The organism is Ornithinimicrobium panacihumi, assembly GCF_052073805.1.
Lineage (GTDB): Bacteria > Actinomycetota > Actinomycetes > Actinomycetales > Dermatophilaceae > Ornithinicoccus > Ornithinicoccus panacihumi.
This window is the reverse complement of the sequence record NZ_JBQGWG010000001.1, coordinates 36,423-61,051: the sequence shown is the minus strand read 5'-3', so window position 1 is coordinate 61,051 and position 24,629 is coordinate 36,423. Positions and strand designations below refer to the sequence as shown.

At 72.6% G+C, this 24,629-nt stretch carries 18 protein-coding genes, 1 tRNA gene and 1 pseudogene; 5 read left to right on the top strand and 15 right to left on the bottom strand.

What is annotated here, in order from left to right:
* Positions 1 to 5 precede the first annotated feature (5 nt).
* From ACTMMA_RS00260 to ACTMMA_RS00245, 4 genes are all read left to right on the top strand, one after another.
* The gene (locus ACTMMA_RS00260; RefSeq protein ID WP_441188091.1) at positions 6 to 2,858 is read left to right on the top strand and encodes an alpha/beta fold hydrolase; all 2,853 of its coding nucleotides are present in this window, start codon (positions 6 to 8) and stop codon (positions 2,856 to 2,858) included.
* Positions 2,858 to 3,853, top strand: coding sequence for an NAD-dependent epimerase/dehydratase family protein (locus tag ACTMMA_RS00255; protein ID WP_441188090.1), 996 nt, complete (start codon positions 2,858 to 2,860; stop codon positions 3,851 to 3,853). The genes ACTMMA_RS00260 and ACTMMA_RS00255 overlap by 1 nt, the downstream gene beginning before the upstream one ends.
* A gap of 133 nt (positions 3,854 to 3,986) precedes the next feature.
* Positions 3,987 to 5,210: an acetyl-CoA C-acetyltransferase gene (locus tag ACTMMA_RS00250; protein WP_441188089.1), complete on the top strand. Its 1,224-nt coding sequence runs from the start codon at positions 3,987 to 3,989 to the stop codon at positions 5,208 to 5,210.
* Between the two features lie 239 nt (positions 5,211 to 5,449).
* Positions 5,450 to 6,424 (top strand): DUF808 domain-containing protein, encoded by a 975-nt coding sequence (locus tag ACTMMA_RS00245; RefSeq protein ID WP_441188088.1) that lies wholly within the window; start codon positions 5,450 to 5,452, stop codon positions 6,422 to 6,424.
* A 129-nt stretch (positions 6,425 to 6,553) separates the two neighbouring features.
* Here ACTMMA_RS00245 and ACTMMA_RS00240 read toward each other — a convergent pair whose 3' ends face one another.
* From ACTMMA_RS00240 to ACTMMA_RS00220, 5 genes are all read right to left on the bottom strand, one after another.
* Positions 6,554 to 6,847 carry a hypothetical protein gene (locus ACTMMA_RS00240; RefSeq protein ID WP_441188087.1) on the bottom strand — a complete coding sequence of 98 codons (294 nt, stop codon included), beginning with the start codon at positions 6,845 to 6,847 and terminating at the stop codon, positions 6,554 to 6,556.
* A gap of 9 nt (positions 6,848 to 6,856) precedes the next feature.
* Positions 6,857 to 7,732 (bottom strand): Bax inhibitor-1/YccA family protein, encoded by an 876-nt coding sequence (locus ACTMMA_RS00235; protein ID WP_441188086.1) that lies wholly within the window; start codon positions 7,730 to 7,732, stop codon positions 6,857 to 6,859.
* Positions 7,733 to 7,844: 112 nt separating this feature from the next.
* The gene (locus tag ACTMMA_RS00230; RefSeq protein ID WP_441188085.1) at positions 7,845 to 8,888 is read right to left on the bottom strand and encodes a glutathione synthase; all 1,044 of its coding nucleotides are present in this window, start codon (positions 8,886 to 8,888) and stop codon (positions 7,845 to 7,847) included.
* A complete protein-coding gene (locus tag ACTMMA_RS00225; RefSeq protein WP_441188084.1) occupies positions 8,885 to 10,096 on the bottom strand; it encodes a peptidase MATCAP family protein in 1,212 nt (403 codons plus the stop codon). The genes ACTMMA_RS00230 and ACTMMA_RS00225 overlap by 4 nt, the downstream gene beginning before the upstream one ends.
* Positions 10,093 to 10,929, bottom strand: coding sequence for an N-formylglutamate amidohydrolase (locus ACTMMA_RS00220; RefSeq protein ID WP_441188083.1), 837 nt, complete (start codon positions 10,927 to 10,929; stop codon positions 10,093 to 10,095). Before ACTMMA_RS00220 ends, ACTMMA_RS00225 begins: the two co-directional genes overlap by 4 nt.
* 137 nt (positions 10,930 to 11,066) lie before the next feature.
* Here ACTMMA_RS00220 and ACTMMA_RS00215 point away from each other — a divergent pair, with 137 nt between their 5' ends.
* Positions 11,067 to 13,547, top strand: coding sequence for a M14 family zinc carboxypeptidase (locus tag ACTMMA_RS00215; protein WP_441188082.1), 2,481 nt, complete (start codon positions 11,067 to 11,069; stop codon positions 13,545 to 13,547).
* An 80-nt stretch (positions 13,548 to 13,627) separates the two neighbouring features.
* Here the strand turns inward: ACTMMA_RS00215 and ACTMMA_RS00210 are convergent.
* The 10 genes and pseudogenes from ACTMMA_RS00210 to mfd form a co-directional block, all read right to left on the bottom strand.
* Positions 13,628 to 13,701, bottom strand: a tRNA-Leu gene (locus tag ACTMMA_RS00210).
* A gap of 37 nt (positions 13,702 to 13,738) precedes the next feature.
* On the bottom strand, positions 13,739 to 14,566 hold the full coding sequence (locus ACTMMA_RS00205; RefSeq protein ID WP_441188081.1) for a uracil-DNA glycosylase: 828 nt from the start codon (positions 14,564 to 14,566) through the stop codon (positions 13,739 to 13,741).
* A gap of 1 nt (position 14,567) precedes the next feature.
* Positions 14,568 to 15,524: a Ppx/GppA phosphatase family protein gene (locus ACTMMA_RS00200; protein ID WP_441188080.1), complete on the bottom strand. Its 957-nt coding sequence runs from the start codon at positions 15,522 to 15,524 to the stop codon at positions 14,568 to 14,570.
* Between the two features lie 224 nt (positions 15,525 to 15,748).
* Positions 15,749 to 16,255 (bottom strand): annotated as a pseudogene (locus ACTMMA_RS00195) (DUF501 domain-containing protein); the annotation flags it as partial.
* Positions 16,252 to 16,791 (bottom strand): FtsB family cell division protein, encoded by a 540-nt coding sequence (locus tag ACTMMA_RS00190; RefSeq protein WP_441188079.1) that lies wholly within the window; start codon positions 16,789 to 16,791, stop codon positions 16,252 to 16,254. The pseudogene ACTMMA_RS00195 and the gene ACTMMA_RS00190, both read right to left, overlap by 4 nt.
* A gap of 111 nt (positions 16,792 to 16,902) precedes the next feature.
* Positions 16,903 to 18,183, bottom strand: coding sequence for a phosphopyruvate hydratase (eno, locus tag ACTMMA_RS00185; RefSeq protein WP_441188078.1), 1,281 nt, complete (start codon positions 18,181 to 18,183; stop codon positions 16,903 to 16,905).
* Between the two features lie 78 nt (positions 18,184 to 18,261).
* Positions 18,262 to 19,290 (bottom strand): MazG family protein, encoded by a 1,029-nt coding sequence (locus ACTMMA_RS00180; protein ID WP_441188077.1) that lies wholly within the window; start codon positions 19,288 to 19,290, stop codon positions 18,262 to 18,264.
* Positions 19,266 to 19,781: a hypothetical protein gene (locus ACTMMA_RS00175; RefSeq protein WP_441188076.1), complete on the bottom strand. Its 516-nt coding sequence runs from the start codon at positions 19,779 to 19,781 to the stop codon at positions 19,266 to 19,268. The genes ACTMMA_RS00180 and ACTMMA_RS00175 overlap by 25 nt, the downstream gene beginning before the upstream one ends.
* A 26-nt stretch (positions 19,782 to 19,807) precedes the next feature.
* The gene (locus ACTMMA_RS00170; protein WP_441188075.1) at positions 19,808 to 20,251 is read right to left on the bottom strand and encodes a DUF6918 family protein; all 444 of its coding nucleotides are present in this window, start codon (positions 20,249 to 20,251) and stop codon (positions 19,808 to 19,810) included.
* Between the two features lie 622 nt (positions 20,252 to 20,873).
* Positions 20,874 to 24,557: a transcription-repair coupling factor gene (gene mfd / locus ACTMMA_RS00165; RefSeq protein WP_441188074.1), complete on the bottom strand. Its 3,684-nt coding sequence runs from the start codon at positions 24,555 to 24,557 to the stop codon at positions 20,874 to 20,876.
* Between the last annotated feature and the right edge of the window lie 72 nt (positions 24,558 to 24,629).

Genomic DNA, 24,629 nt, shown 5'->3' with positions numbered 1-24,629 from the left:
CCTCCATGGAGAACCCCGTGGTGCCTCCTGCGCAGCCGCTCGACCAGCCGCCCCTCGACCAGCCGCCCTTCGGCCAGCCGCCCCTCGACCAGCGGATCCACCGGACCGTCGCCCAGGACCCCCCGGGCCTTCCCGCCGCCGACCTGCCGGGGCTGGACCGTCGGTGGTCGCGCGTGGTCGTCGCCCCGGACGCCGAGGGGACACCACGCAGCTGGCACCTGCTGGACAACGGCCCGCTGCTGGCCGAGCGCGGGGAGCAGGTCCGGGCCACGCTGCTCTGCGTCCATGGCAACCCGACCTGGTCCTACCTGTGGCGCCGCGTCCTGGAGCAGGCGCCCCCCGGGTGGCGCGTGGTCGCCGTCGACCAGCTCGGGATGGGCTTCTCCGAGCGTCTCTCCTCCCCCCGGCGCCTGGCCCAGCGCGTCGACGACCTGGGGCGGCTCACCGAGGCGGTCGGGATCGAGGGGCCGGTCTACACCCTGGCCCATGACTGGGGCGGCCCCGTCAGCCTGGGGTGGGCCCTGGCCCACCGGGACCAGCTGGCCGGGGTCGTGCTGACCAACACGGCCGTCCACCAGCCGGTCGAGTCGGCGCCTCCGGGCGTGATCCGGCTGGTCCGGGCCCCCGGTCTGCTCGCCCAGGTCTGCGAGCGCACCCCCGCCTTCGTCCGCGGCACCACCGCGCTGTCGGTACCGCCGCTGCCCAAGGACGTGCGGTCCGCCTTCGCGCGGCCCTACCTGACGGCCGGTCGTCGGGCGGCGGTGGCGGACTTCGTCCGGGACATCCCCTTCGAGGACGACCATCCCAGCCGCGGCACGCTGGACGCGATCGCCGAGGGCGTGCGCGAGCTGGCCGACCTGCCGGCGCTGATGGTCTGGGGCCCGCGCGACCCGGTCTTCGGCGAGCGCTACCTCGACGACCTGCTGCGTCGTCTGCCCCACGCCGACGTCCAGCGCTACCCCGGAGCCTCGCACCTGGTGCTGGAGGACCGCCCCGAGGGCGTCGAGGTGATCTGGAGCTGGCTGCGGCAGCAGGCCGGTCCGGCCGAGGTCGCCGAGGTGAGCCAGGCTGCCCGCAGCACCGGCGCGGAGTCTTCCAGCGAGGTGGCTGAGGAGGACGCATCGACCTCCGCCATCACGCCCGTCCCCATCCAGGTCGACCTGACCAGCCCCGGCGCGGTCGCCGTGGCCGAGCTGGGCGGGAACGAGCGGTCCATCACCTTCGCCGAGCTCGACCGCCGTGTGGCGGACGTGGCCCGCGGTCTGGCCGCCCGGGGCATCGGGCCCGGCGACCGCGTGGCCACGCTCGTGCCGCCCGGCATCGAGCTCACCACGCTGGTCTACGCCGTCTGGCGGCTCGGCGCGGTCGTCGTGGTGGCCGACGCGGGTCTGGGCACCGCCCGCCTGGGCGCCGCCCTGCGCTCGGCCGGCCCCCGCCTGGTCGTCGGGATCCGTCCGGCCCTGGCCCTGGCGGCCGCCACCCGCGTGCCCGGGGAGCGCCTCCTCGTCACGCCCGAGGGCACCGAGCTGGACGCCCTCGCCGTCGTAGGACGAGGCCTGTCCGGCCCGGTCCGGCCCGCCGGTGACCCTGCCGCCGAGCCCGGCTCTACCGCCGAGCCCGGCCCTGCGGCAGTGCCCGGCTCTGCCGACGGCGCGGTGCTCTTCACCTCCGGGGCCACCGGCCCGCCCAAGGGCGTGGTCTACACCCGCGACCAGTTGGGCTCCCAGGTCGCCCTGCTCCGCGACACCTTCGGGCTCGGTCCTGGCCAGCGGCTGGTGGCGGCCTTCGCGCCGTTCGCGCTCTACGGGCCGGCGCTGGGGCTGTCCAGCGTCGTCCCGGACATGGACGTCACGGCTCCCCACACGCTGACCGCGGCCGGCCTGGCCGAGGCCGTGTCGGCGATCGAGGCCTCCGCCGTCTTCGCCGCCCCCGCGGCCCTGCGCAACATCATTGCCACGGCCGACGACCTCACCCCGGATCAGCGCGAGGCCCTGACCGGGCCGACCCTGGTGCTTTCCGCGGGGGCTCCCGTCCCCGTGGAGCTGCTCCGCCAGGTGCGCGAGATCCTGCCCTCGGCCCGCACGCACACCCCCTACGGCATGACCGAGGCCCTGCCGGTGGCCACGCTGGACCCGACCGAGCTCGCCCCCGGAGAGGCCGAGTCCCAGGCCGGCGTCTGCGTCGGCCGTCCGGTCGCCGGCGTCGAGGTGAGGATCGCCCCGCTGGACGAGAACGGCATACCCTCCCCGCAGATCGTCTCCACCGCCGGCACCGTCGGCGAGATCGTGGTGCGGGGGCCGCACGTCAAGGACCGCTACGACCGGCTGTGGGCGCGCCAGCAGGCCAGCGCGCAGCCGCCGGGCTGGCACCGGACCGGCGACGTCGGGCACCTCGACGAGCAGGGCAGGCTCTGGGTGGAAGGCAGGTCCGCGCACGTCCTCACCACCGCGCACGGGCCGCTGACGCCGTATGCGGTGGAGGACGCCGCGCGCGCGGTCCCCGGCCTGGCGGACGTCGTCGCGGTCGGGGTGGGCCCGGCCGGGACGCAGCAGCTGGTGGTCGTCGTCGTGCCGCAGGGACGTCTCGGCGGCCTCGCCCACCTCACCGGGGCCGGTCGTGACCCGCTGGCCGGTCCGGAGACCGCCGGCGCGGTCCGGGCCGCGGTGGCCGGGGTGACCGACGTGCCGGTGGCCGCCGTGCTCGTCCGGGACTGGTTGCCCGTCGACGTCCGGCACGCGAGCAAAGTCGATCGCTCCGAGCTGGCCGGGTGGGCCGAGGAGGTCCTCCACGGGGCCGGTCCGGTGGCCAGGCTCGGTCGACGGCTGCGGCCCGGCGCACCCCGGAGGAGGAGCCGCTGATGGGTCAGAAGGTGCTGGTCACCGGCGCGAGCGGGATGCTGGGAGGCGCGGTCGCCGACCTGCTGGCCGCTCGCGGCGACGACGTGACCGTCATGCAGCGACGCACCGCCGGCGGCCGGCACCGCGAGGTGCTCGGCGACGTGCGGTCCCGGGAGGACATCGCTCGTGCGGTCGAGGGCCAGGACGCGGTCGTGCACCTGGCCGCCAAGGTCGACGTCGTCGGCGACTGGATGGACTTCGTCAACACCAACGTGAGGGGCACCTCATACCTGGTCGAGGCGTTGCGTGCCGCCGGCGGCGGGCGCCTGGTTCAGGTCTCCTCGCCGTCGGTCGCGCACACCGGCCGGTCGCTGGCCGGTGAGGGTGCCGGGCCGGCGACGCCGATGCGGGCGCGGGGCTCCTACGCCCGCACCAAGGCGGCGGCCGAGCTGTTCGCGCTGGAGGCCGACTCCGAGGACCTGCCGGTGGTCGCGGTCCGTCCGCACCTGGTGTGGGGTCCCGGCGACACCCAGCTCGTGGGGCGGATCGCCCAGCGCGCACGCCAGGGGCGGCTGGCTCTCGTCGGGCGTGGCACGGCGCTGGTCGACACGACCTACGTGGACAACGCGGCCGACGCCATCGTCGCCGCGCTCGACCGGGTCGAGGAGGCGCACGGGCAGGCCTTCGTGGTGACCAACGGCGAGCCGCGGCCCATCGGCGAGCTCATCGCCGACATCTGCCGCGCGGTCGGCGCTCCCCCGCCGCGGCTGCGGGTCCCGGTGCCGGTGGCCTGGGGTCTGGGGGCCGCCGTGGAGGGCGCGGTCGCGCTGGCCGACCGCGTGCCCGGGCTGCCCTCCATCACCCAACCGCCGATGACGCGTTTCCTGGCCGAGCAGCTCAGCACGGCCCACTGGTTCGACCAGCGACGCACCCGCGAGGTGCTGGGCTGGGAGCCGCGGGTGAGCCTGGACGAGGGGCTGGAGCGGCTCGCCGCGGCCTCGGCACGCGCTCGCTAGACTCACCCCATACCCGCACAGATCGCGCCGGACCCCGGCGACGGGACCTCCCGGCGCGACCATGCACCCGGGTCCCGCCAGGGGCCTGCGCGGGCCGTTGGACACCGTCGTCACCCTTCCTCAAGGAGAAGTCATGGCCGAGGCCGTCATCGTCGCTGCTGCCCGCACCCCGATCGGGCGCGCGTTCAAGGGGTCGCTCGCGACCGCCCGGCCGGACGACCTGGCCGCCGGCGTGATCAGGGCGGCGCTGGAGCAGGTGCCCGGCCTGGACCCGACCACGATCGACGACCTCTACCTGGGCTGCGCCGAGCCGTGGGGCGAGCACGGCTTCAACATGGCTCGCGTGGTCAGCGTGCTGCTCGGCCTCGACGGCGTGCCTGGCGCCACCATCAACCGCTTCTGCGCCTCGTCGGTGCAGACCACCCGGCAGGCCTTCCACGCGATCAAGGCCGGCGAGGGCGACACCTTCATCAGCGCAGGCGTCGAGGCGGTCTCCCGCTATGCCGACTTCTCCGGCGCCGGCGGGGGCAAGGAGTCCTGGCGCAACCCGCTCTTCGCCGACGCGGTGGCGCGCACCGAGGAGATCGCCCGCACCAACGCGACCTGGACCGACCCGCGCGAGCAGGGGCAGCTGCCCGACATCTACGTGGCGATGGGCCAGACGGCCGAGAACGTCGCGACGGCGTACGGCATCTCGCGCGAGCGCCAGGACGAGTGGGGCGTCACCAGCCAGAACCGCGCCGAGGCCGCCATCAAGGCCGGCGTCTTCGAGCGTGAGATCGCTCCCGTCACCCTGGCCGACGGCACGGTCGTGAGCACCGACGACGGCCCGCGGCCGGGCGTCACCCTGGAGAAGGTCTCCACCCTGCAGCCGGTCTTCCGCGAGGACGGCACCGTCACCGCGGGCAACTGCTGCCCGCTCAACGACGGCGCCGCGGCGCTCGTGGTGATGAGCGACACCGGGGCCAAGGAGCTGGGGCTGACCCCGCTGGCGCGCGTCGTCTCCACCGGCGTGAGCGCCCTGTCGCCGGAGATCATGGGCCTGGGGCCGATCGAGGCCTCCCGCCAGGCGCTGGAGCGGGCCGGGATGACCATCGACGACATGGACCTCTACGAGATCAACGAGGCCTTCGCGGTGCAGGTGCTCGGGTCCGCCGACGCGCTGGGGATGGACTACGACAAGCTCAACGTGCACGGCGGGGCGATCGCGCTGGGCCACCCCTTCGGGTCCACCGGTGCCCGCATCACCACCACACTCCTCAACGCGCTGAAGCTGCGCGACGGCCAGTTCGGTCTCGAGACCATGTGCGTCGGTGGCGGTCAGGGCATGGCCATCATCTTCGAGCGGCTGAGCTGAGCCCCACCTGCCTCACGGTGCCGGTCTTCGGTGCTGATGTCGGTGAACCTGCCTTGTGCGCGGGTTACTTCCTGGGCGCATCGCAGGTTGACCGTCATCTGCAGCGGTCGGCGACATGGTGTGCGTGACCCGACCGCGAGCCCCACAGCGAGAACCCGCAGCCTTGAAGTCGGGCGGAACCGCGGTCGGCAGGTAGCCTGGGACAGATTTCCTATCGGCCTATCCCCTGAGGTGAACGCATGGCTGCTGGTCTGGCCGCACTGCTTGACGACATCGCGGCGATCGCCCGCGTCGCCGCGGCATCCGTGGACGACATCGCGGGGGCCGCCGGCCGCGCCGGGACGAAGGCTGCGGGCGTCATCATCGACGACGCCGCCGTCACGCCCCGCTACGTGACCGGGTTCGACCCGAGCCGTGAGCTGCCGATCATCAAGCAGATCGCGATGGGCAGCTTCCGCAACAAGCTGCTGTTCATCCTGCCGGCGATCCTGCTGCTGAGCCAGTTCGCCCCGTGGTCGTTGACCCCGCTGCTCATGGTCGGCGGCACCTACCTGTCCTACGAGGGTGCCCACAAGGTGCTGGAGTGGGTCGGCCTCGGAGGCCACCACGAGGAGGACGCCCCGGTCGTGGAGCAGGGGCCCGAGGCCGAGAAGAAGATGGTCTCCGGGGCCATCCGCACCGACTTCATCCTCTCGGCCGAGATCATGGTGATCTCCCTCAACGAGGTCGCCGACGAGCCCTTCATCAACCGCGCCATCATCATGGTGGTCGTCGCGATCGCCATCACCATCCTCATCTACGGCGTGGTCGGCCTGATCGTGAAGATGGACGACGTCGGCCTCAAGCTCGCCCAGAGCGAGTCCGCCGGCACCGCCCGCTTCGGGGAGGGCCTGGTCAAGGCCATGCCGATCGTGCTGAAGGTTCTGTCCACCGTCGGCGTGATCGCCATGCTCTGGGTCGGCGGGCACATCCTCCTGGTGGGTATCGACGAGCTGGGGTTCCACCCGATCTACGAGTTCGTCCACCACGCCGAGGAGGTCGTGGCCGGGGTCGTGCCCGCCGGGATCGCCGGGGCCATGAAGTGGCTGACCAACACCTTCTTCTCGGCCGTCCTGGGCCTGGTCGTCGGCCTGTTCGTCGTGGGCATCCTCAAGCTCATCCCGCGCAAGGACAAGCACGAGGACAGCACTCACGCCGAGTCCGCCGCGCACTGAGCCAGCGCCGCCTCGCCCTCGACGGGAGTCAGGACAACCATCAGGCGCGCCCGGTGGGCTTCAGAACAACCATCAGGCGCGCCCGGTCGGGGTGGCGGCAACCATCCGACGCGCCTGGTGTGGCTCTTGTCAGGGGAGGTTGCGGCGGAGTGTGGTGAGACTCTTGAGCAGCGGCTCGGGCGGCAACCCGCAGCTCAGGTGGTCGTGCACCATCACCCGCAGCTGATCCATCAGGACCGCGGGGCCGAGGTCCGGCACCGTCGCTGAAGGCAGCCCGGCATGCGCGGCGGCCTCGTCAGCCAGGCCCTGGACCAGGGCCATCACCCCCGGAACAGCACGAAGCGCGTGGTCCAGCGGCAGCTGCTGCCACCGCCGGACCACGCGCTCCAGCTCGGTGTGGACGTCGTCTACGACAGCGCCCATCGAGCGAGATCAGTCCTGCGACAGGATCGAGAAGAGGCGCAGGAACTCGATGTAGAGCCAGACGAGGCTGGCGACCAGACCGTGGCCCAGGAGCCAGGAGTACTTCTGCGGGGCACCGCCGCGGACGGCGCGGTCCACCGAGTCGAAGTCGACGGCCAGGCTGTAGGAGGCCAGGGCCACGCCCGCCAGGGCGATCAGCCAGCCGAACTGGCCACCGTAGATGCCCCAGCCGTCACCGAAGCCCATGAAGCTGGCAGCCAGGTTGACGAGCAGGAAGACCAGGTAGCCCATCGCGACCATGCCGAAGATGCGGCGCGACTTGCTGGTGACCTTGATGAAGCCCATCTTCCAGCCGATGAACATGCCCACGAAGGTGGCCAGGGTGGCCACGACCGCGGTGGTGACGACGCCGTCGAAGACCGCGTTGTAGGTCACGCTCACGGCACCGATGAACAGGCCCTGGAGCACGGCGTGCACCATGATCAGCGGGACGTTGACCTTCTTCGAGAAGCCGATGACGAAGGACAGGGCCAGCGATCCGAACATGCCGGCGAGCCAGATCGGCATCCCGAGCTCGGGCTGGGCGCCGACGAAGAACCAGGTGGCGGCGCCGGAGACCAGCACGACGCCGAAGAGCAGAAGGGTCTTGACGACGACGTCGTCAAGGGTCAGGCGACCGGTCTGCGCCGGGCCTGCGGGAGCCTGGGCGTACATGTCGCGGAGCTGGTCGTCGGTCAGGGACTCGCTCGGGCCGGGGTGGTAGCCGGCGGGGATGCTGGGAGCGCCCTGCGGCGGCGCATAGCCACCCTGGGCGTTGCCGAAGCCGGCGTAGCCCCCCTGCGAGGCTTCCTTGTCGATGCGGTTGAAGACCGGGTTGACGGCCATGGAACCTCCGATGTCGTGCGGCACGACGGAAAAGTCCCCCGTCGTGTCAGTTCACAGGATAAAACGACACACCCGCCCCACGCATTCCGTGGGGCGGGCGGGTCGGGACGGGTCAGAGGGTGGCGAGGGAGGCGTTGGCCAGCTCGCGGCCGTAGTGCTTGCGCATGGCGACCTTGCGCTCGAGATCCTCGATGACGGCGGGGGCGAAGTCGACGCCGTAGAGCGCCTCGCAGCTGCCCAGGCCACCGGGGCTGAAGACGTTGACCTCCATGAGCTTGTCGCCCACGATGTCGAGGCCGACCAGGAACATCCCGTCGGCGGCCAGCTTGGGCCGCACCGCCTCGACCAGCTCGAGCATCTCGTCGGTGACCTCGACCGCCTCGGCCTTGCCGCCGGCGGACATGTTGGAGCGGATGTCCTCCGAGGTGCTCTTGCGGCGGAACGCGGCGTACTTGCCGTCGACCTTCAGCGGGCGCCCATTCATGACGAACATGCGGATGTCGCCCTGCTTGGCCTTGGGGAGGTACTCCTGGACCACGACGTAGCCGTCACGGGCGATGGCCTCGATGATCTGGTTGAGGTTGGGCGACTCCTTGGAGTTGACCAGGAAGACGCCGGAGCCGCCGGAGCCCTGCAGCGGCTTGAGCACGGCCTTGCCGCCCAGCTCCTTGACGAAGTCCTCGATCCGGTCCTCGTCCCGCGAGATCAGGGTCCGCGGACGCACGGCCTCGGGGAAGTGCTGGAAGTAGGACTTCGACAGCGCAGTGGCCAGGCTGCCCGGGTCGTTGACGACCAGGACGCCGCCGGAGGCGATGAGGTCGCCGAAGCCCACCAGGGCGTTGTTGGCCCAGGCCGAGCCCTCGGCGTCGTCGGCGGGGTCGCTGCGCAGCATGACCACGTCGAAGTCGTTGAGCGGGATCCGCTCGTCCTCCTCCGGCTTCTGCACGTCGTCCAGGTAGCGCTCCAGGGAGCGGTAGGTCTTGTCACCGCCGGCGCGGGCGCGGGCGGACAGGGAGCCGTCCGGCTCGTAGCCGAAGTCGCCCATCCCCATCAGCCAGGCCTCGTGACCCATGTTGGTGGCGGTCATCGCCAGGCGGGTGGTGGTGTAGACGGACTTCTCGGTGGCGACGTCATTGACGACGAAGGCGATCTTCATTCCAGACCTTTCGTGAGGGTGGTGAGGTCGTCGGTGCCGGCCACCTCACGGAGCCGGGTCACCGCACGCGGGTCCCGCAACCAGCGGGGAGTCAGGCGTGGGGGCCGCAGCAGGCCCCTGTCGTGCAGGTCCTGGACCAGCGGCAGGTCGCGCAGCGCGAACTTGCCCAGGAAGAGCAGGTCGAGGCGCCCCTCGCGGGCCAGGTGCTCGCGCAGGTCGAGCAGGCCCCGCAGGTAGATGGCGTCCTTGGTCAGGCCGCCGGCGCGGTAGACCCGCATCACGGTCGAGTATGCGGTGCCCGCCGGCACCCCGTCGCCCACCAGCGCCTCGTGGGCCTCGCGGAAGGTGGCTCCGGTCAGCATCCGGTGGACGGTCAGCACCCGGGCCGCCAGCTGGCGGAGCCGGAAGGGCGTCAGCCCGCCACAACCGACCTCGGCCAGGACCGCCAGGCCTTCCTGGGTCTCGTCGTAGCCGGCCAGCCCGCCACCGAGGGTCTTGATGGGCTGCCCGGAGCCGTTGACCTGGGTGACCAGGTGGGTCCCGACCTCGTGCTGGATCAGCGCGTTGCCGCGCACCGCCGCGATCGAGGAGGACTCGCTGATGAGCAGCACGTTGCCCTCGACCAGCACGCCGCTGACGTCGGGGCGGACCTCGGCATGCAGGCCGGCGTCGGGATCCTCCTCGCGGTAGGCCTCGATCTCGGCCTCGGCCAGGGCGAGGAACTCATCGGCGGTCAGCATGTCCCCCGGCTGGCCGGCCACGTCGAGCCGGGCCACGAGGTCCTCGGCCTGGCCCCGCAGGGTCGGTCCCACCGCGCCGTAGAGCTCGACGGAGAGCTGACGGAAGTCGTCGGTGTCCCGCGCCCGGAGCATCTCCAGCTGCAGCTTCATCTCCCGGTGCTTGTTGCGCAGCAGGTCGGCCAGGGTCGCGTCCTGCACCCGGTCGAGCGGGACCTGGTCCAGCTGGGCGCCGAAGACGTCGGGGTCCACGTCGAGCTCGCGGTAGGTGAACGCGGGCTCCTCGATGGTGCCTGCCAGGAAGTCGGCGCGGTGGTCGTCGGCGTCGACGGGCGTGACGTCGAGCAGGAAGCGGATCCCCCCGGCGAGCATCGCCAGGGTGTGGTCGACGGCCAGGTCCTCGACTGCGAGGGTGGCCGTCGGGCCGGTGTCGGACTGCGGGACGCCGGCGACCGGCGCCTCTGTGGTCACGCGTCCTCCAGGCCTGCCAGCGCAGCCAGGACCGGCTCGTGGGTGGCGGCCAGCGCGCGCTGCAGCTCCTGCAGGTGGGCCTGGTCGGGCTCGCCGGTCCACTCGTCCATGAAGGTCTTCTTGAACTCCAGGGCCAGGCAGACACCGACACCCGCGTAGCGCTCGTGCACCCACCAGGCCAGGGCGCGGCCCTCGAACTTCACGTTCTCCCGGACGTCGAGGCGGTGGCCCCCGACCTCCTGCGCCTCCAGGGAGGTGGTGAAGGCCTCGACCACGGGCCGGAAGCGCTCGTCGACCGTGCCGGTGCCCAGGTTGACCTCGGGGTTCTCCTCGACGTCGGCCTCCGCGCCGTCGGCGCCGTCACGCCGGTGGTTGTAGGAGTGGACGTCGTAGACGACGAACGGGCCACGGGCAGCGACCTCGTCCAGCCGACGGCCGAGCTCGGCGTAGAACGCGTCGTAGAACTCCAGGCTCCCCTCGACCAGGTCGTCGGGCAGCGGGTCCTCGCGCCAGACCTCCAGGCCCCAGCAGTCGTCGGGGGTCCGGTAGACGGCCGTGTCCCGGGGGCGGTTCAGGTCGACCTCGAAGCGCGAGCGCTCCACGACCACCTGGGCCGGGGCGGCGGCGCCGATCACGTCGGTGAAGGGGTCCTCCTCACGCAGGCGGACCGCCTCGTCGAGGATCATCGCCCCGGCGATCTCGGGGCGCAGGTCGTGGCCGTTATGGATCGCGGTCGCGACGAGCTGGCCGGACCAGTCGCCCAGGACGGTGAAGCCGGCGGAGGAGCCCGCGGAGGGCACGCCGGACCCGGTGGTGTCGGTGCGGGAAGACATGGGTCATGTCTACCTCAGGGGAGGTCGGGTCGCCTGTCGATAGCGCTCTCCCGATCCTCACCTTTCGTCCGTCCGCGCTGGCGGATAGGCTCGGCTGGTTGCATCCCGCACCGCCGCGACGAGAGGAAGGCCGGACGATGGCCGCACTGCCGCGCACCGCCGCCCGTCCACGTCGTCGTGCCCTCGCGGCCGCGGTGGTCCTGGCGGCTGGCCTCACCACCGGCCTCACCCCGGTCCTGGCCGCTCCGGCGGGCCTCGTCGCGGCACCTGCCCACGAGCAGGCCTACCCCCGGCAGGCCGTCCTGACCGAGCCGGCCGACGACCAGGGTGACGCCTCTCTCAAGCTCGGCCTGGCCTCATACCGTCAGATCCTCCAGCGGCTCAACGCAGCCCAGGCGAGCTCGGACCGGGTCTCGGCCGAGGTGATCGGCACCACCTCCGGCGGGCGGCAGGTCGTGCTGGTGACCCTGACCGCGCCGGAGACCGCGGCGCAGGCCGGGCAGCAGACGAAGATGCGCGAACGGATCGCCGACCAGCCGCAGCAGGCCGCGGGCGACCGGGGGCTGGCGCGGAAGTACAAGCTCCCCGTCTTCCTCAACGCCAACATCCACGGCAACGAGTGGGAGGGCACCGACGCGGCCCTGCGCCTGATCGAGGACTACGCGACCTCGCAGGACCCCGAGGTGGTGCGCACGCTGGAGACCACCCGGCTGCACCTCGTCGTGACGATGAACCCCGACGGTCGCCACGACAACACCCGCAAGAACGCCGCCGGCTTCGACCTCAACCGCGACTTCATCACCGCCACCCAGCCCGAGACGATCGCCGTGCGCGACGCGCTGGTCCGCACCCAGCCGGCCCTCTTGGTCGACCTGCACGGCTATGTCAACGGGACGTTGGTGGAGCCGACGACGCCGCCGCACGGGGAGAACTACGAGTACGACCTGTTCGTCAAGCACGCCTATCCCAACGCCCTGGGCATGGAGGCGGCGATCAACGGCCTGGGGTTCGGCAACGCCGACGGGGTCGAGCCGGTGCAGATCCCGCTGCGCGACTGGGCCGAGGGCTGGGACGACTGGCCGCCGATCTTCACCCCGCAGTACGCCGCTCTCCACGGCGCCGTCGCCCACACCGTCGAGGTGCCGCTGCGCGTCAACAACTCGGCCTACCAGCAGCCGGAGGCCGAGCTGAGGCGCCGGTCCGCGATCAACACCGACATCGCGCACGCGGCCATGACTTCTTCGATCCGGTATGCGGTGGCGCACCGCGACGCGCTCCTCGCCGACCAGATCGAGGGCTTCCGGCGCGGGGTGGCCGGGGAGCCGCAGCGTGCCGTCCAGGACGGGCTCTTCGGCGTGATCGGCCCCGAGGACGTCTACACGGCCGACTTCCCGCGGGCCTACGTGATCCGCACCGACGAGGCCCAGCGCTCCCCTGCCGCGGCCGCCCGCCTGGTCGCGCACCTCGTCGCCAACGACGTGGACGTCACGCGGATGACCCGGCCGGCGACGATCGACGGGCAGGCCTATCCGGCCGGGACCTACGTGGTCGACCTGCACCAGGCCAAGCGTGGGATGGCCCGCACGATCCTGGGGGCCGGGTCGGACATCTCCGAGCGGGTGGACGCGATGTACGACATCTCCGGCTGGAGCCACGGCCTGCTCTGGGGCGCCGACGTGGTGACCGTCCCGGCAGGGTCGCCGCTGCGGGTCGTGGGGAAGCAGGTCACGGCTCCCGCCCCTGCCGGCTCGTTGGCCGGGTCCGCGACCGGCTGGGTGCTGCGCCTCGACGACCCGGCCGACGTGGCCGCGCTGGGCGCCCTGCGCGCCGCCGGCGCGCAGCTGGAGTGGCTGGCCGACGGGACGGTGCTCGTGCCCGCGGAGGACGGGCGTGCCGCGCGGGCCGTCGTCGACTCTCACGGGGCGCGCCTGGTGGCCGCGCCGGAGGACGCCGAGGGGACGGTGCTGACCGAGCTGCGCATCGGCGCCGCCGCGACCCCCGAGGAGCTGTGGGCCCTGGGCGAGATGGGGCTGACCGTCGAGCCGGTCACGAGCCGGTCCCTCAACGAGGGGCTGGACCTGTCCGACCTGGACGCGCTCTACGTCTCCAGCGGGCTCCAGTGGCGCGACCTGGACCGCGACGCCCGCGCCGAGCTGGAGGCCTTCGTGGCCGAGGGCGGCGGCCTCGTCGCGCGGGGGGCGAGGGCGGCCGCGCTCAACGAGCAGCTGGGCGTCGTCGAGGCGACGGCGGTCGCCGGCCGCAGCGACGCCAACGGCGTGGTCGCGGTGGACAACGACCCTGCCAGCCCGATCGCCTCCGGCGCCACCGACCACACCTTCGTCTACTCCCCCGTCTGGTTCACCGACCTCGGGGCGGAGGTGACGGTCGACCAGCGCTACGGCGAGGACCCCGTGGTCAGCGGCCACTGGCGGCCCGACGCCCGCGGCGTCGGTGGCCCCGCGGACGCCGCGGGGCAGCCGGTGATCGTGCACGGCACCGACGAGGAGACCGGCGCCCGCGGCGTGCTGATCGGCTCGGAGCCGCTCTTCCGCGCCCACCCCAAGGGCCAGTACCCTCTCGTCGCACGGGCCCTGATCTGGGCCTCGCTGGACGGCTGACGGAGCGGCGCCCCGGTCGTCCAGCATCTCGACCGCGCCCGCGCCCCCGAGACGTCAGTGGGCATGCGCTGACCCCGACGTGCCCCCGGCGGGATTCGAACCCGCACTGAACCCATTTTAAGTGGGCTGCCTCTGCCGGTTGGGCTACGGGGGCGGTGGCGGTCGGCGCTGCACGGCAGGATAACCGCCGGTCAGAGCCGCGCGATCACCTCATCGAGCATGGCCTCGGTGAGGCGGCCGGTGAAGGTGTTCTGCTGGCTGACGTGATAGCTGCCGACCAGCCGGACCACGCGTCCGGCGGTGGTGGTCAGCTCCGCCTCGGCCCCGTGCCCGAAGCGTGGCTTGGGCCTGGGCACCTCCCAGCCCAGGGCACGGGCCGCGGCCAGGAAGGCGTCCCACCCGATCCCGCCGAGGGCCAGGACCGAGCGCAGGTGCGGCTCCATCAGGGTCAGCTCTCGCTCCAGCCAGGGGCGGCAGGCCACCTTCTCCTGGGTCGTCGGGGCGTTGTCCGGGGGCGCGCAGTGGACGGCGGCGGTGATGCGCACCCTGCGCAGCTCCATACCGTCCCCCGCGTGGCGGGATGAGGCCTGGCTGGCCAGACCGGCGCGGTGCAGCGCGGCATAGATCCAGTCCCCCGAGCGGTCGCCGGTGAAAATCCGCCCGGTCCGGTTGGCGCCGTGGGCCGCCGGGGCCAGCCCGACCACGAGGACGGGCGCGTCGCCGGGTCCGAGCCCGGGCGCGGGCCGGCCCCAGTAGGGCTGGTCGGCGAAGGAGGCCCGGCGCGCCTGCGTGGCGACGTGCTCGCGCCAGCGCACCAGGCGGGGGCAGGCGGCGCAGACCGAGACACGGGCGTCGAGGTCCTCGACGTCACGGGCCCCAGCGGCCAGTCGCCTCACGCCGGCCGCGCTCCGCGCCGATCGGGTATGCGGCAGCGCGGGGTCCTGCGGCCACCCCGCCCCGGGCGGGACCGGGCTGGGGAAGATCTCGCCCGTGATCGGGTGCGGCAGGTCCTGGGGCATGTCAGGCCTGGGAGAGTGCGATCCCGTCCAGGATGTCGGTCTCCGACGTGCGCACCGTGACCAGGCCCGAGTCGTGGGCGACCCGCTGCACGACGCTGCGCCAGACGAGGGCTCCGGCGCTGATGACGTCGACCCGGCCCTCGTGCATGAAGGGCAGCTCGCGGCGGCGGCTGCGCGGCGACAGGAGCAGGTCGGTGCAGGCGTCGAGCACCTCGGCCACCGGCAGCTCGGCGCCGTGGATGCGCTCGGGGTCGTAGCGGTCCAGGTCCAGGGCGTGCGCGGTCACGGTCGTCACCGAGCCCGCGAGGCCGACCAGGGTGCCGACGCCGGAGAGGTCGACGCGGGAGGAGGCGTCCTCGATCGCGCGGACGATGTCGGACAGGGCGGCCCAGACCTGGTCCTCGGTCGGCGGGTCGTCGTGCAGGTGCCGCTCGGTCATCCGGACGCAGCCGATGTCGACCGAGGTGGCCGCCTCGACGGTCTCGGTGCCGCGGACGAACTCGGTGGAGCCGCCGCCGATGTCCACCACGAGGAAGGGTGCCGGAGCGCCGGCGGCGCGCAGCGCCCCGGTCGCGCCCAGGAAGGAGAGCGTGGCCTCCTCCTCGCCGGAGATCACCTCGGGCGTGGTCCCGAAGCTGCCGAACGCGGCCTGGACCCCGGCGACGAAGTCGGCGGAGTTCTCGGCGTCCCGGGAGGCGGAGGTGGCCACGAAGCGCACCGACGTGCACCCGGCGTCCTGGCAGAGCGCGGCATATCCCTCGGCCGCGGCGAGGGTGCGGGCCATCGCGGCCTCGGAGATGCGCCCCGTAGCGTCGATGCCCTCGCCCAGCCGGACGATCTGCATCTGGCGGGAGATCTCGGTCAGGCTGCGCCCGTCCTCGTGCAGGTCGGCGATGAGGAGCCGGATTGAGTTGGTGCCGCAGTCGACGGCCCCGACCCGCTTCACGCCGGTGGTCACGTCCGGCCCTCGTCCTCGACCTGCGGGGCGTCGGGGTCGTAGGCCAGCTCCTTCTCCGGGTCGAAGGCCAGCTCCTCGGCGGCCTCCTCCAGCCCGTGGGCGGCCGGCTGGCCGGCGGCCTCGACGACGGGGTGGTGCTCGACGGGGTGGTGCTGGGGGCAGGTGTTGGCCACGACGGGGTGGTTCTCGCCGCCCTCTGCGTCGCCGTCGTCCTGCAGGGCGCCGCAGCAGCCGTCGTGCCACCACTCGGGCAGCGCCTCGAGGGCCTCGTCACCCAGCGGGTTGGTGCCCGGGCCCGCGGCCAGGGCGTGCGCGACGACCACGTGCAGGCACTTGACGCGGTTGGGCATCCCGCCGGCGCTGATGCCGGCGATCTCCGGCACGTGCGCCAGCTCCTCGCGGCGCCGCAGGTAGTCGTCGTGGGCCTGGGCATAGCTCCAGGCGAGCCCCTCGTCCTGGGCCAGGCGCTGGGACATCTCCTTCATCAGCCCCGAGCTCTCCAGCGTGGAGATGGCCGCGGTCAGCCGCGGGCAGGTGGCGTAGAAGCTCGTCGGGAACGGGGTCCCGTCGGGCAGCCGAGGCTCGGTGCGCACCACGGTGGGGCAGCCGCACGGGCACCGGTGGGAGATGGAGACGACGCCGCGGGGCTCCCGGCCCAGCTGGCGTCCGATGACGCGGAGATCCTCCTCGGAAGGAGTTTCGTCCAGGGTGGTGCGGTCGAGGTAGTTCATGGCTCCTTGGTCTCTGGGAGACCTTCGTTGGCAATCTTCACCGACTCCCAGACCTGGCCGTACCACGGACTCTCGGCGAGGACCTCCTCGCTGACCGGCGCCATGCCAGGGAGCGCCTCAGTGTAGACCTCATCCCTGTCATCGATGACCGTGAAGGCCGTCTCCCCCTGCTTGACGAAGCGCAGACGCTGCCTGGCCTGCTGCTCCACGTAGGCGTCGTCGTCCCACTTCTTCAGCTCGGTCTCGAGGCGCGAGATCTCGGCACGCTCGTCGGCGATCCGCTCCTCGGCCGCCGTGATGTCCGCGCGCTGACGCAGGTAGCCCGACAGCACGGGATAGACCACGGCACCCATGAGCACGACCAGCAGCGCGAGCGCCAGGAGGCGTCGAACGTGAGCAGGGGCCCGCCGCACGGAGCCGGCCGCCCCCGTCATGCTGCGCACGCCCGGTCGTCCGCCGGAGCGTCGCGAGGCGGGGCGCGCCGAGCCACGGGACGACGGGGTCCGCGGGTCGCGGGGTCCGCGTGCGTTGCTCATGGTGCTCCTGGGTCGGGTGGGCAGACGTCTTCCAGAGTATGCGGTGCCCGCCGCGGACAGCGGCAGGCCGCGCCGGACGGACCGGCGCGGCCTGCTCGTGCTGCGTGCGACTCAGGCGCGGTAGCGCGGGAAGGCGCCGGCGCCGGCGTAGATGGCCGCCTCGTCCAGCTCCTCCTCGATGCGCAGGAGCTGGTTGTACTTGGCGACGCGCTCGGAGCGGGCCGGGGCGCCGGTCTTGATCTGGCCGCAGTTGGTCGCGACGGCCAGGTCGGCGATGGTGACGTCCTCGGTCTCGCCGGAGCGGTGGCTCATCATGCACTTGAAGCCGTTGGCGTGGGCCAGGGCGACGGCGTCGAGGGTCTCGGTGAGCGAGCCGATCTGGTTGACCTTGACGAGCAGGGCGTTGCCGGCCTTGTCGTTGATGCCGCGCTGCAGCCGCTCGGGGTTGGTGACGAACAGGTCGTCACCGACCAGCTGGACCTTGTCGCCGAGACGCTCGGTGATCTTCACCCAGCCGTCCCAGTCGTCCTCGTTCAGCGGGTCCTCGATGGAGACCAGCGGGTAGGCGTCGACCAGCTCGGCGTAGTAGTCGATCATCTCCTCGGCCGACTTGGTGCCGCCCTCGAAGGTGTAGGAGCCACCGTCGTGGAACTCCGAGGCCGCGACGTCCAGGGCGAGCGCGATGTCGCTGCCCGGGGTGTAGCCGGCCTTCTTGATGGCCTCCATGATCAGGTCGAGGGCCGCCCGGTTGGACTCCAGGTTGGGGGCGAAGCCGCCCTCGTCACCCAGGCCGGTGGCCAGGCCGCGCTCCTTGAGGACGTCCTTGAGGGCGTGGTAGACCTCGGCGCCCCAGCGCAGGGCCTCCCGGAAGGAGCCGGCGCCGATCGGGGCGATCATGAACTCCTGGATGTCGACGTTGGAGTCGGCGTGCGAGCCGCCGTTGAGGATGTTCATCATCGGCACCGGCAGGATGTGGGCGTTGGGGCCGCCCACGTAGCGGAACAGCGGCAGGCCAGCGGAGTCCGCGGCGGCCTTGGCGACGGCCAGCGAGACGCCGAGGATGGCGTTGGCGCCGATCTCACCCTTGTTGTCTGTGCCGTCGGCGGCGAGCATCTCGTTGTCGACGAGGCGCTGCTCGGAGGCGTCGAAGCCCAGCAGGCGCGGCTCGAGGTCGTCCATCACGGCGGCGACGGCCTGCTCCACGCCCTTGCCCAGGTAGCGGCCCTTGTCGCCGTCACGGCGCTCGACGGCCTCGAAGGCACCGGTCGAGGCACCGGAGGGGACGGCGGCGCGGGCGACGGTGCCGTCGTCCAGCCCGACCTCCACCTCCACGGTCGGGTTGCCGCGGGAATCGAGGATCTCGCGGGCGATGATGGCATCGATGGCGGCCATGTGCACTCCTCCTGGAGTCGGTTAGGCGGTGGTCCGGACGTGCGTGTTCGCCGTCTCAGGTCCGAGCCTATCGGCCCCTCACCCGAGCTCGTCGGCGGCGTCCTGCTCCAGGGACCTGAGGGTATGCCGCAGCGCGGCCGAGGGGTCCAGGTCACCGTCGCGCAGGTCCAGTGCGAGGCTCAGGAGGAGCGCTCCGGGGTCGCCCCCGTCCTCGCGGGCCGAGAGCCAGTCGCGGGCCCACTCGGCGTGCCCCGCCCGCCGCAGGCGGGAGGCGACCTTGACCGCGCGGGCGAGTGGCGGCATACCCGCAGGAATGCCGTCGAGCACCCCGGTGCGTGACGCGCCCGAGCGCTCGCGCTCTGCAGCCTTGATCTGGTCCCAGTTGGCCTCGACGGCCTCCGGGGTCTCGGCGGTGACGTCGGCGAAGACGTGCGGGTGGCGGCGCACGAGCTTGGCCACGAGGGTGGCGGCGACGTCATCGATGTCGAAGGGGTCCTCGTCGTGGTCGGCGGCGACCCGCGCGTGGAAGAGGACCTGGAGGAGCACGTCGCCGAGCTCATCGGCGGCGGCGTCGCGGTCGGCGTCAGGACCGTCGAGCTGCTCGAGGACCTCGGCTGCCTCGTGGGCCTCCTCGATGAGATAGGGCGTCAGGCTCGCGTGGGTCTGGCGCGCGTCCCAGGGGCAGCCGCCGGGCGAGCGGAGGCGGTCCATGACGGCCACCGCGTCCAGGAGCCGGGAGCCGGGGGTGTCCCAGGAGCCGACGAGCAGCTCGAGGGCGGGCGGGTCGTCCTCGGGCAGGGTCACGGCGAGGGCCTCGGCGAGGCCGGGGTCGCCGTCCGGGGAGCCGACCCAGACCACGCTGCGGTCGGTGCCGACCTGCTCGAGCAGGTGCGCGGCCAGGGACTGCGGGGAGGCGAGCGCCTCGGGCGGCGGGGACGTGACGGGGATGCCGGCCGCCTCGATCGCGGCGGCCTGGGGCGCGGCGGGGTCGGCCGCGAGGACGGCGTCGGCCTGCCGGAGGGCGTCCCAGGCGGCGGCGCTGAGCAGCCCCGGGGCGACCCTGGGGCTGCTCAGGAGCAGGCTCAGCCCTCGGACGAGCTGATCCACGACGGGGCGACGGGGGTGACGCCGGAGTTGACGTCCCAGGCGCCGTAGCGCGGGTTGACCTCGACCTGGACCTCGGCCAGGTCCTGCTGGAGGCCCGGTGCGCGCTCCAGCACCTTGGGGTCCTGGCCGGCGGCGGGGTCGCGCATGACGTTCTGGTAGAGGACGGCGCGGGCGGCGTCGAGCGTGCCGCGGCCGGCGTCGGTGACCCCGGTCTGGGCCAGGGTCTGCTGGACCGTGGCCTCCGTGAGCTGGAAGTCGGTGCCGGCGAAGAGCTCGTCCAGGACGGGCAGCTGGGCCAGCGAGGCGATCACCTGCTGGGGCTGGAACTGCTGCTGCGTCGCCTCGGACAGCTGGGCGGTCGCCTCCTGCACCTCGGCGGCGGAGTAGTCGGTCCCGTTGACGGACACCCCCGAGGTGGTGCCGGCTCCGGCGCAGCCCGTGAGGACGAGGGCTGCCGACAGGGTCAGGGCGGTGATCAGACGCGGCTTCACAGGGGTCATCATCGCACGCGTCCCTCTCAGCGGACGAAGCGCTCCAGGGTCGAGCCGAGCGCGGGCAGGGCCGCCTCGACGTGGCCCTTGGCGCCCTTGCGGACGGTGCCGTAGACCTTGCCCAGCGGGTTGCCCTGCACCGAGGCCGCCTTGGCGTCGGCGACGGCCAGCAGCTCGTCGGCGACCTGGCCGGAGCGCGCCGGTGCGGACAGGTAGGCGCCGAAGGGCTGGCCGGCGGCCGCGTCGTAGTGCGGGTCGAGAGCGCGGGCGACCCCGGGCAGGAGGGCGTTGGCGGCCTTGCGCAGGATGCCCTCGCCCGCCTTCTTCGCGCCGGCGAAGGCCGTCTTGACCACGGTGCCGCTCAGGCCCTTCTTCGCCGCGACCTCGGTCTCGGCGAGCTGGACGAGGGCGTCGACGACCTGCGGCCGCGTGGCCGGGTCCAGGAGTGCGGTGCTCAGAGAGTTCGTCATGGGCCACACGATCTCACGCCCTCCCCCTCCCACCGAGAGCGTCCTGTGGTTGCTCCCACCCCCACCGGGCGCGTCCCGTGGTTGCTCCCACCCGCACCGGGCGCGTGCTCTGGTTGTTCCAGGAGCCACCGAGCGCGGCCTGTGGTTGTGAGGTGATCGAGCATCGAGGGGAGCGAGAGCCCCATACCCATAGGTGGCCCCTGCCGATCCACGACGTCACCGGAGGGACTCGGTGCCCGCACGTGGCTGTCCTGCGTCTCTGGTCCTGCGGAAGTTGCGTCAGAGCACCAGAACCGCATGACACGATCCGGCCGCGCAGCCCAGGCCTGCCGGACCGACGACGCCGTGGCCGCACCACCAGGCTTGGGCGTCCGGATCAACCACATGGTGCGTTCAGTCGCCCCATGAGCAACCACGGGACGCGCCCGGTGGGGGTGGGAGCAACCACACGGCGCGCCCGGTGGGGGTGGGAGCAACCACACGGCGCGCCCGGTGGGGGTGGGAGCAACCACAGGCCGCGCCCGGTGCGGGTGGGAGCAACCACGGGACGCGCCCGGTGCGGGTCTGGAGCAACCACAGGCCGCGCCCGGTCGGTAGGGGTGGTGGGAGGGTGGTGCGTGGGTCAGGACTGGCGAGCGGCTGCGGCGGCGATGTCGTCGAGCAGGACGGCGCGGACGAGCTGGGACGCCCAGTCGAGAATCTCCTTGTCGCGCAACGGCTTCCCACCGATGGCGGCGGTCTTGGGCACCGGCACGAGGATCTGGCGCAGCGCGGGTTTGACGATCGTGCCCTTGTAGAGACGGGTCAGCCGCATCTGCTGGCTCTCCCGCAGGTCTTCCACCGGCGCGAACCGGATCATCTGCCCCTGCACGCCGATGTCGGAGATGCCGGCGGCTCGCGCCACCGTGCGCAGGCGCGCGACCTCCAGCAGCGTCTCCACCGGCAGCGGCGGCTCGCCATAGCGGTCGACCAGCTCCTCGCGGATGGCGGCCAGCTCCTCCTCGTCGGCGACCTGCGCCAGCTTGCGGTAGGCCTCCAGCCGCAGCCGCTCCCCCGGCACGTAGTCGTGCGGCAGGTGGGCGTCGACGGGCAGCTCGATCTTGACCTCCGCCGGCGGCGCCTCGTCCTCGCCCTTGAAGGACGCGACGGCCTCACCGACCATCCGGACGTAGAGGTCGAAGCCGACGCCCTCGATGTGCCCGGACTGCTCCCCGCCCAGCAGGTTGCCCGCGCCGCGGATCTCCAGGTCCTTCATCGCCACCGCCATGCCGGCGCCCAGGTCGGTGTTGGCCGCGATCGTCTGCAACCGGTCCACGGCCGTCTCGGTCAACGGCTTCTCCGGCGGGTAGAGGAAGTAGGAGTAGGCACGCTCGCGACCACGCCCGACCCGCCCGCGCAGCTGGTGCAGCTGCGAGAGGCCGAGCTGGTCGGCCCGCTCGACGATGAGGGTGTTGGCGTTGGAGATGTCGAGGCCCGTCTCGACGATCGTCGTGCACACCAGCACGTCGAAGCGCCGCTCCCAGAAGTCCACGACGACCTGCTCCAGACGGTGCTCCCCCATCTGGCCGTGGGCCGTCTCCACCCGCGCCTCCGGCACCAGCTCACGGATCCGCGAGGCGGCCTTCTCGATCGAGCCGACCTTGTTGTGGACGTAGAAGACCTGCCCCTCGCGGAGCAGCTCGCGCCGGATCGCGGCGGCGATCTGCTTCTCGTCATAACCCCCGACGAAGGTCAGCACCGGGTGGCGCTCCTCCGGCGGCGTCGCCAGCGTCGACATCTCCCGGATGCCGGTGACCGCCATCTCCAGGGTCCGCGGGATCGGCGTGGCGGACATGGCGAGCACGTCGACGTTGGTGCGCAGCGCCTTGAGCTGCTCCTTGTGCTCGACGCCGAAGCGCTGCTCCTCGTCGATGACGACCAGCCCCAGGTCCTTGAAGCGCACGCTCGAGCCGAGGATCCGGTGCGTGCCGATCACCATGTCCACCGACCCGTCGGCCAGCCCCGCGATCGTCTCCTTCGCCTCCTTGTCGCTCTGGAAGCGCGACAAGGCCCGCACGGTGACGGGGAACTGCGCATAGCGCTCGGAGAAGGTCTGGAAGTGCTGCTGCACCAGCAGCGTCGTGGGCACCAGCACCGCCACCTGCTTGCCGTCCTGGATCGCCTTGAAGGCCGCGCGCACCGCGATCTCGGTCTTGCCGTAGCCCACGTCGCCGCAGATCAGCCGGTCCATCGGGACCGACTTCTCCATGTCCTCCTTGACCTCCTCGATCGTCGAGAGCTGGTCGGGGGTCTCGACGAAGGCGAAGGCGTCCTCGAGCTCGCGCTGCCAGGGGGTGTCGGGCCCGAAGGTGTGCCCGGTCGTGGCCATCCGGGCCGAGTAGAGCCGGATCAGCTCGGCCGCGATCTGCTTGACGTGCTTGCGGGCGCGACTCTTGGTCTTCTGCCAGTCCGAGCCGCCGAGCCGGTTGAGGGTGGGCGCCTCGCCGCCGACGTACTTGGTCAGCTGGTCGAGCTGGTCGGTCGGCAGGTACAGACGATCGGCCACCCCGTGCCCACGTGGCTTGGACGAGGCGTACTCCAGCACGACATACTCCCGCGTCGCCCCCTGCACCTGACGCTGCGCCATCTCCACGAACCGGCCGACCCCGTGCTGCTCGTGCACGACATAGTCGCCTGGCCGCAGCGCGAGCGGGTCGACCTGCTGGCGTCGCCGGGAGGGCATCTTGCGCATGTCCCGCGTCGATCCGCCGCTGGTGTGCTGGCCGGTCAGGTCCGTCTCGCCGACGACGACCAGGCCGCTGCCGGTCAGCATGAAGCCGTGCCCCACGACCCCGGTGGTCACCGTGACGACCTCGGCGGTCACGTCACCGGCGTGGGTGAGCGGGCTGCTCAACCGATGGGGTATGTCGTTCTCGCCCAGGATCTCGGCCACGCGGCGGGCCATGCCTGGCCCGTCGGGGCTGACGACCACGCGCCGGCCGTCGGCGGTCCAGGCCCGCAGGTCGCGGACGATCGCCTCCCGGTCGCTGCGGTAGGCCTCGATGGGGGCGGAGGGTATGACGTAGCTCTCGACCGCGTCGACCTCACCTGCGCCTTCGGTCCCGTCGGTCTGGGCGGTCCCGCCGGTCCCGCCACCCTCGGCACCGGCCGCCTCGGCGGCCGCCGCGACGAGCTCCTCGTCGGCCAGGAACGGGGTCAGGGCCCACCACGGCCGGCCGCTGCCCAGCGTGTGGGTGCGCATCTGCGCCAGCGACCACGAGGAGGCGGTGCCGAGGGCGTTCTGCAGGTCGATCGGCGCGGCGCCGTCGGCGGTGGCCGCCGCGGCCCAGCTGGCCTGGAGGAACTCCTCGGACGTCGCGACGAGGTCGTGGGCCCGCGTGCGCACCCGCTCCGGGTCCAGCACGACCACCCTCGACCCGGAGGGCAGCACGTCGACGAGGGTCTCCATGCCGTCGACGAGCACCGGGGTGAGCGACTCCATACCCTCCACCGCGATGCCCTCGGCGATCTTGCCGAGCATCTCCGCGGCCCCGGGCAGGCTGCCGACGAGCTCACGGGCCCGCTCGCGGACCTCGTCGGTGAGGAGCACCTCGCGGCAGGGCGGGGCGTGCAGGCCGTGCTCGGCGATCTCCAGGGACCGCTGGTCGGCCACCTTGAACCACCGCACCTCCTCCACGGTGTCGCCCCAGAACTCGACGCGCACCGGGTGTTCCTCGGTGGGCGGGAAGACGTCGAGGATGCCGCCGCGGACCGCGAACTCGCCACGGCGCTCGACCATGTCCGTGCGGGTGTAGGCGGCCGCGACCAGGGCCTCGACCACCTCGGCCGGGGCGTGGTCCTCCCCCGCGCGCAGACGCACCGGCCGCAGCTCGCCCAGCCCCTTGGCAATCGGCTGCAGGAGGGCGCGGACGGAGGAGACGACGACCTTGACCGGCCCCACCGAGGGATCCTGGGGGTCGGGGTGGGCGAGCCGACGCAGCGTGGCCAGACGCCGGCCGACGGTGTCGGAGCGTGGGCTGAGGCACTCGTGCGGCAGGGTCTCCCAGCTGGGGAAGCCGGCGACCTCGGCGCCCTCCCCTGGCAGGAGGGCCCCGAGCTGGAGCACGAGGTCGTCGGCCTCGCGGCCGGTGGCCGTGACGACCAGCAGTGGCTCCTCGGAGGAGCGGGCCAGGGCCGCGACCATGGTGGCGTGCGCCCCGGACGTCAGCGAGACCTCGACGGCCGGCTCGCCGGCGGCTGCGGCCTGCAGCACGCGCTCGGCGGCGGCGTCGGCGCAGAACAGATCGACGACGGGGGTCAGGTGCATGGGATTCCTCGGCCAGGGACGGACGTGCGCGGTGAACACCTGAGTCTACGGCGCGGGACCGACCTTCCCCTC

Coding starts and splice junctions, on each gene's coding strand:
- ACTMMA_RS00230 (WP_441188085.1), bottom strand. CDS start 8,888: ATGAAGATCGCCTTCGTCGTCAATGACGTCGCCACCGAGAAGTCCGTC.
- eno (WP_441188078.1), bottom strand. CDS start 18,183: ATGGCCGCCATCGATGCCATCATCGCCCGCGAGATCCTCGATTCCCGC.
- ACTMMA_RS00190 (WP_441188079.1), bottom strand. CDS start 16,791: ATGAGCAACGCACGCGGACCCCGCGACCCGCGGACCCCGTCGTCCCGT.
- ACTMMA_RS00215 (WP_441188082.1), top strand. CDS start 11,067: ATGGCCGCACTGCCGCGCACCGCCGCCCGTCCACGTCGTCGTGCCCTC.
- ACTMMA_RS00250 (WP_441188089.1), top strand. CDS start 3,987: ATGGCCGAGGCCGTCATCGTCGCTGCTGCCCGCACCCCGATCGGGCGC.
- ACTMMA_RS00220 (WP_441188083.1), bottom strand. CDS start 10,929: ATGTCTTCCCGCACCGACACCACCGGGTCCGGCGTGCCCTCCGCGGGC.
- mfd (WP_441188074.1), bottom strand. CDS start 24,557: ATGCACCTGACCCCCGTCGTCGATCTGTTCTGCGCCGACGCCGCCGCC.
- ACTMMA_RS00260 (WP_441188091.1), top strand. CDS start 6: ATGGAGAACCCCGTGGTGCCTCCTGCGCAGCCGCTCGACCAGCCGCCC.
- ACTMMA_RS00170 (WP_441188075.1), bottom strand. CDS start 20,251: ATGACGAACTCTCTGAGCACCGCACTCCTGGACCCGGCCACGCGGCCG.
- ACTMMA_RS00255 (WP_441188090.1), top strand. CDS start 2,858: ATGGGTCAGAAGGTGCTGGTCACCGGCGCGAGCGGGATGCTGGGAGGC.
- ACTMMA_RS00205 (WP_441188081.1), bottom strand. CDS start 14,566: ATGCCCCAGGACCTGCCGCACCCGATCACGGGCGAGATCTTCCCCAGC.
- ACTMMA_RS00245 (WP_441188088.1), top strand. CDS start 5,450: ATGGCTGCTGGTCTGGCCGCACTGCTTGACGACATCGCGGCGATCGCC.
- ACTMMA_RS00240 (WP_441188087.1), bottom strand. CDS start 6,847: ATGGGCGCTGTCGTAGACGACGTCCACACCGAGCTGGAGCGCGTGGTC.
- ACTMMA_RS00235 (WP_441188086.1), bottom strand. CDS start 7,732: ATGGCCGTCAACCCGGTCTTCAACCGCATCGACAAGGAAGCCTCGCAG.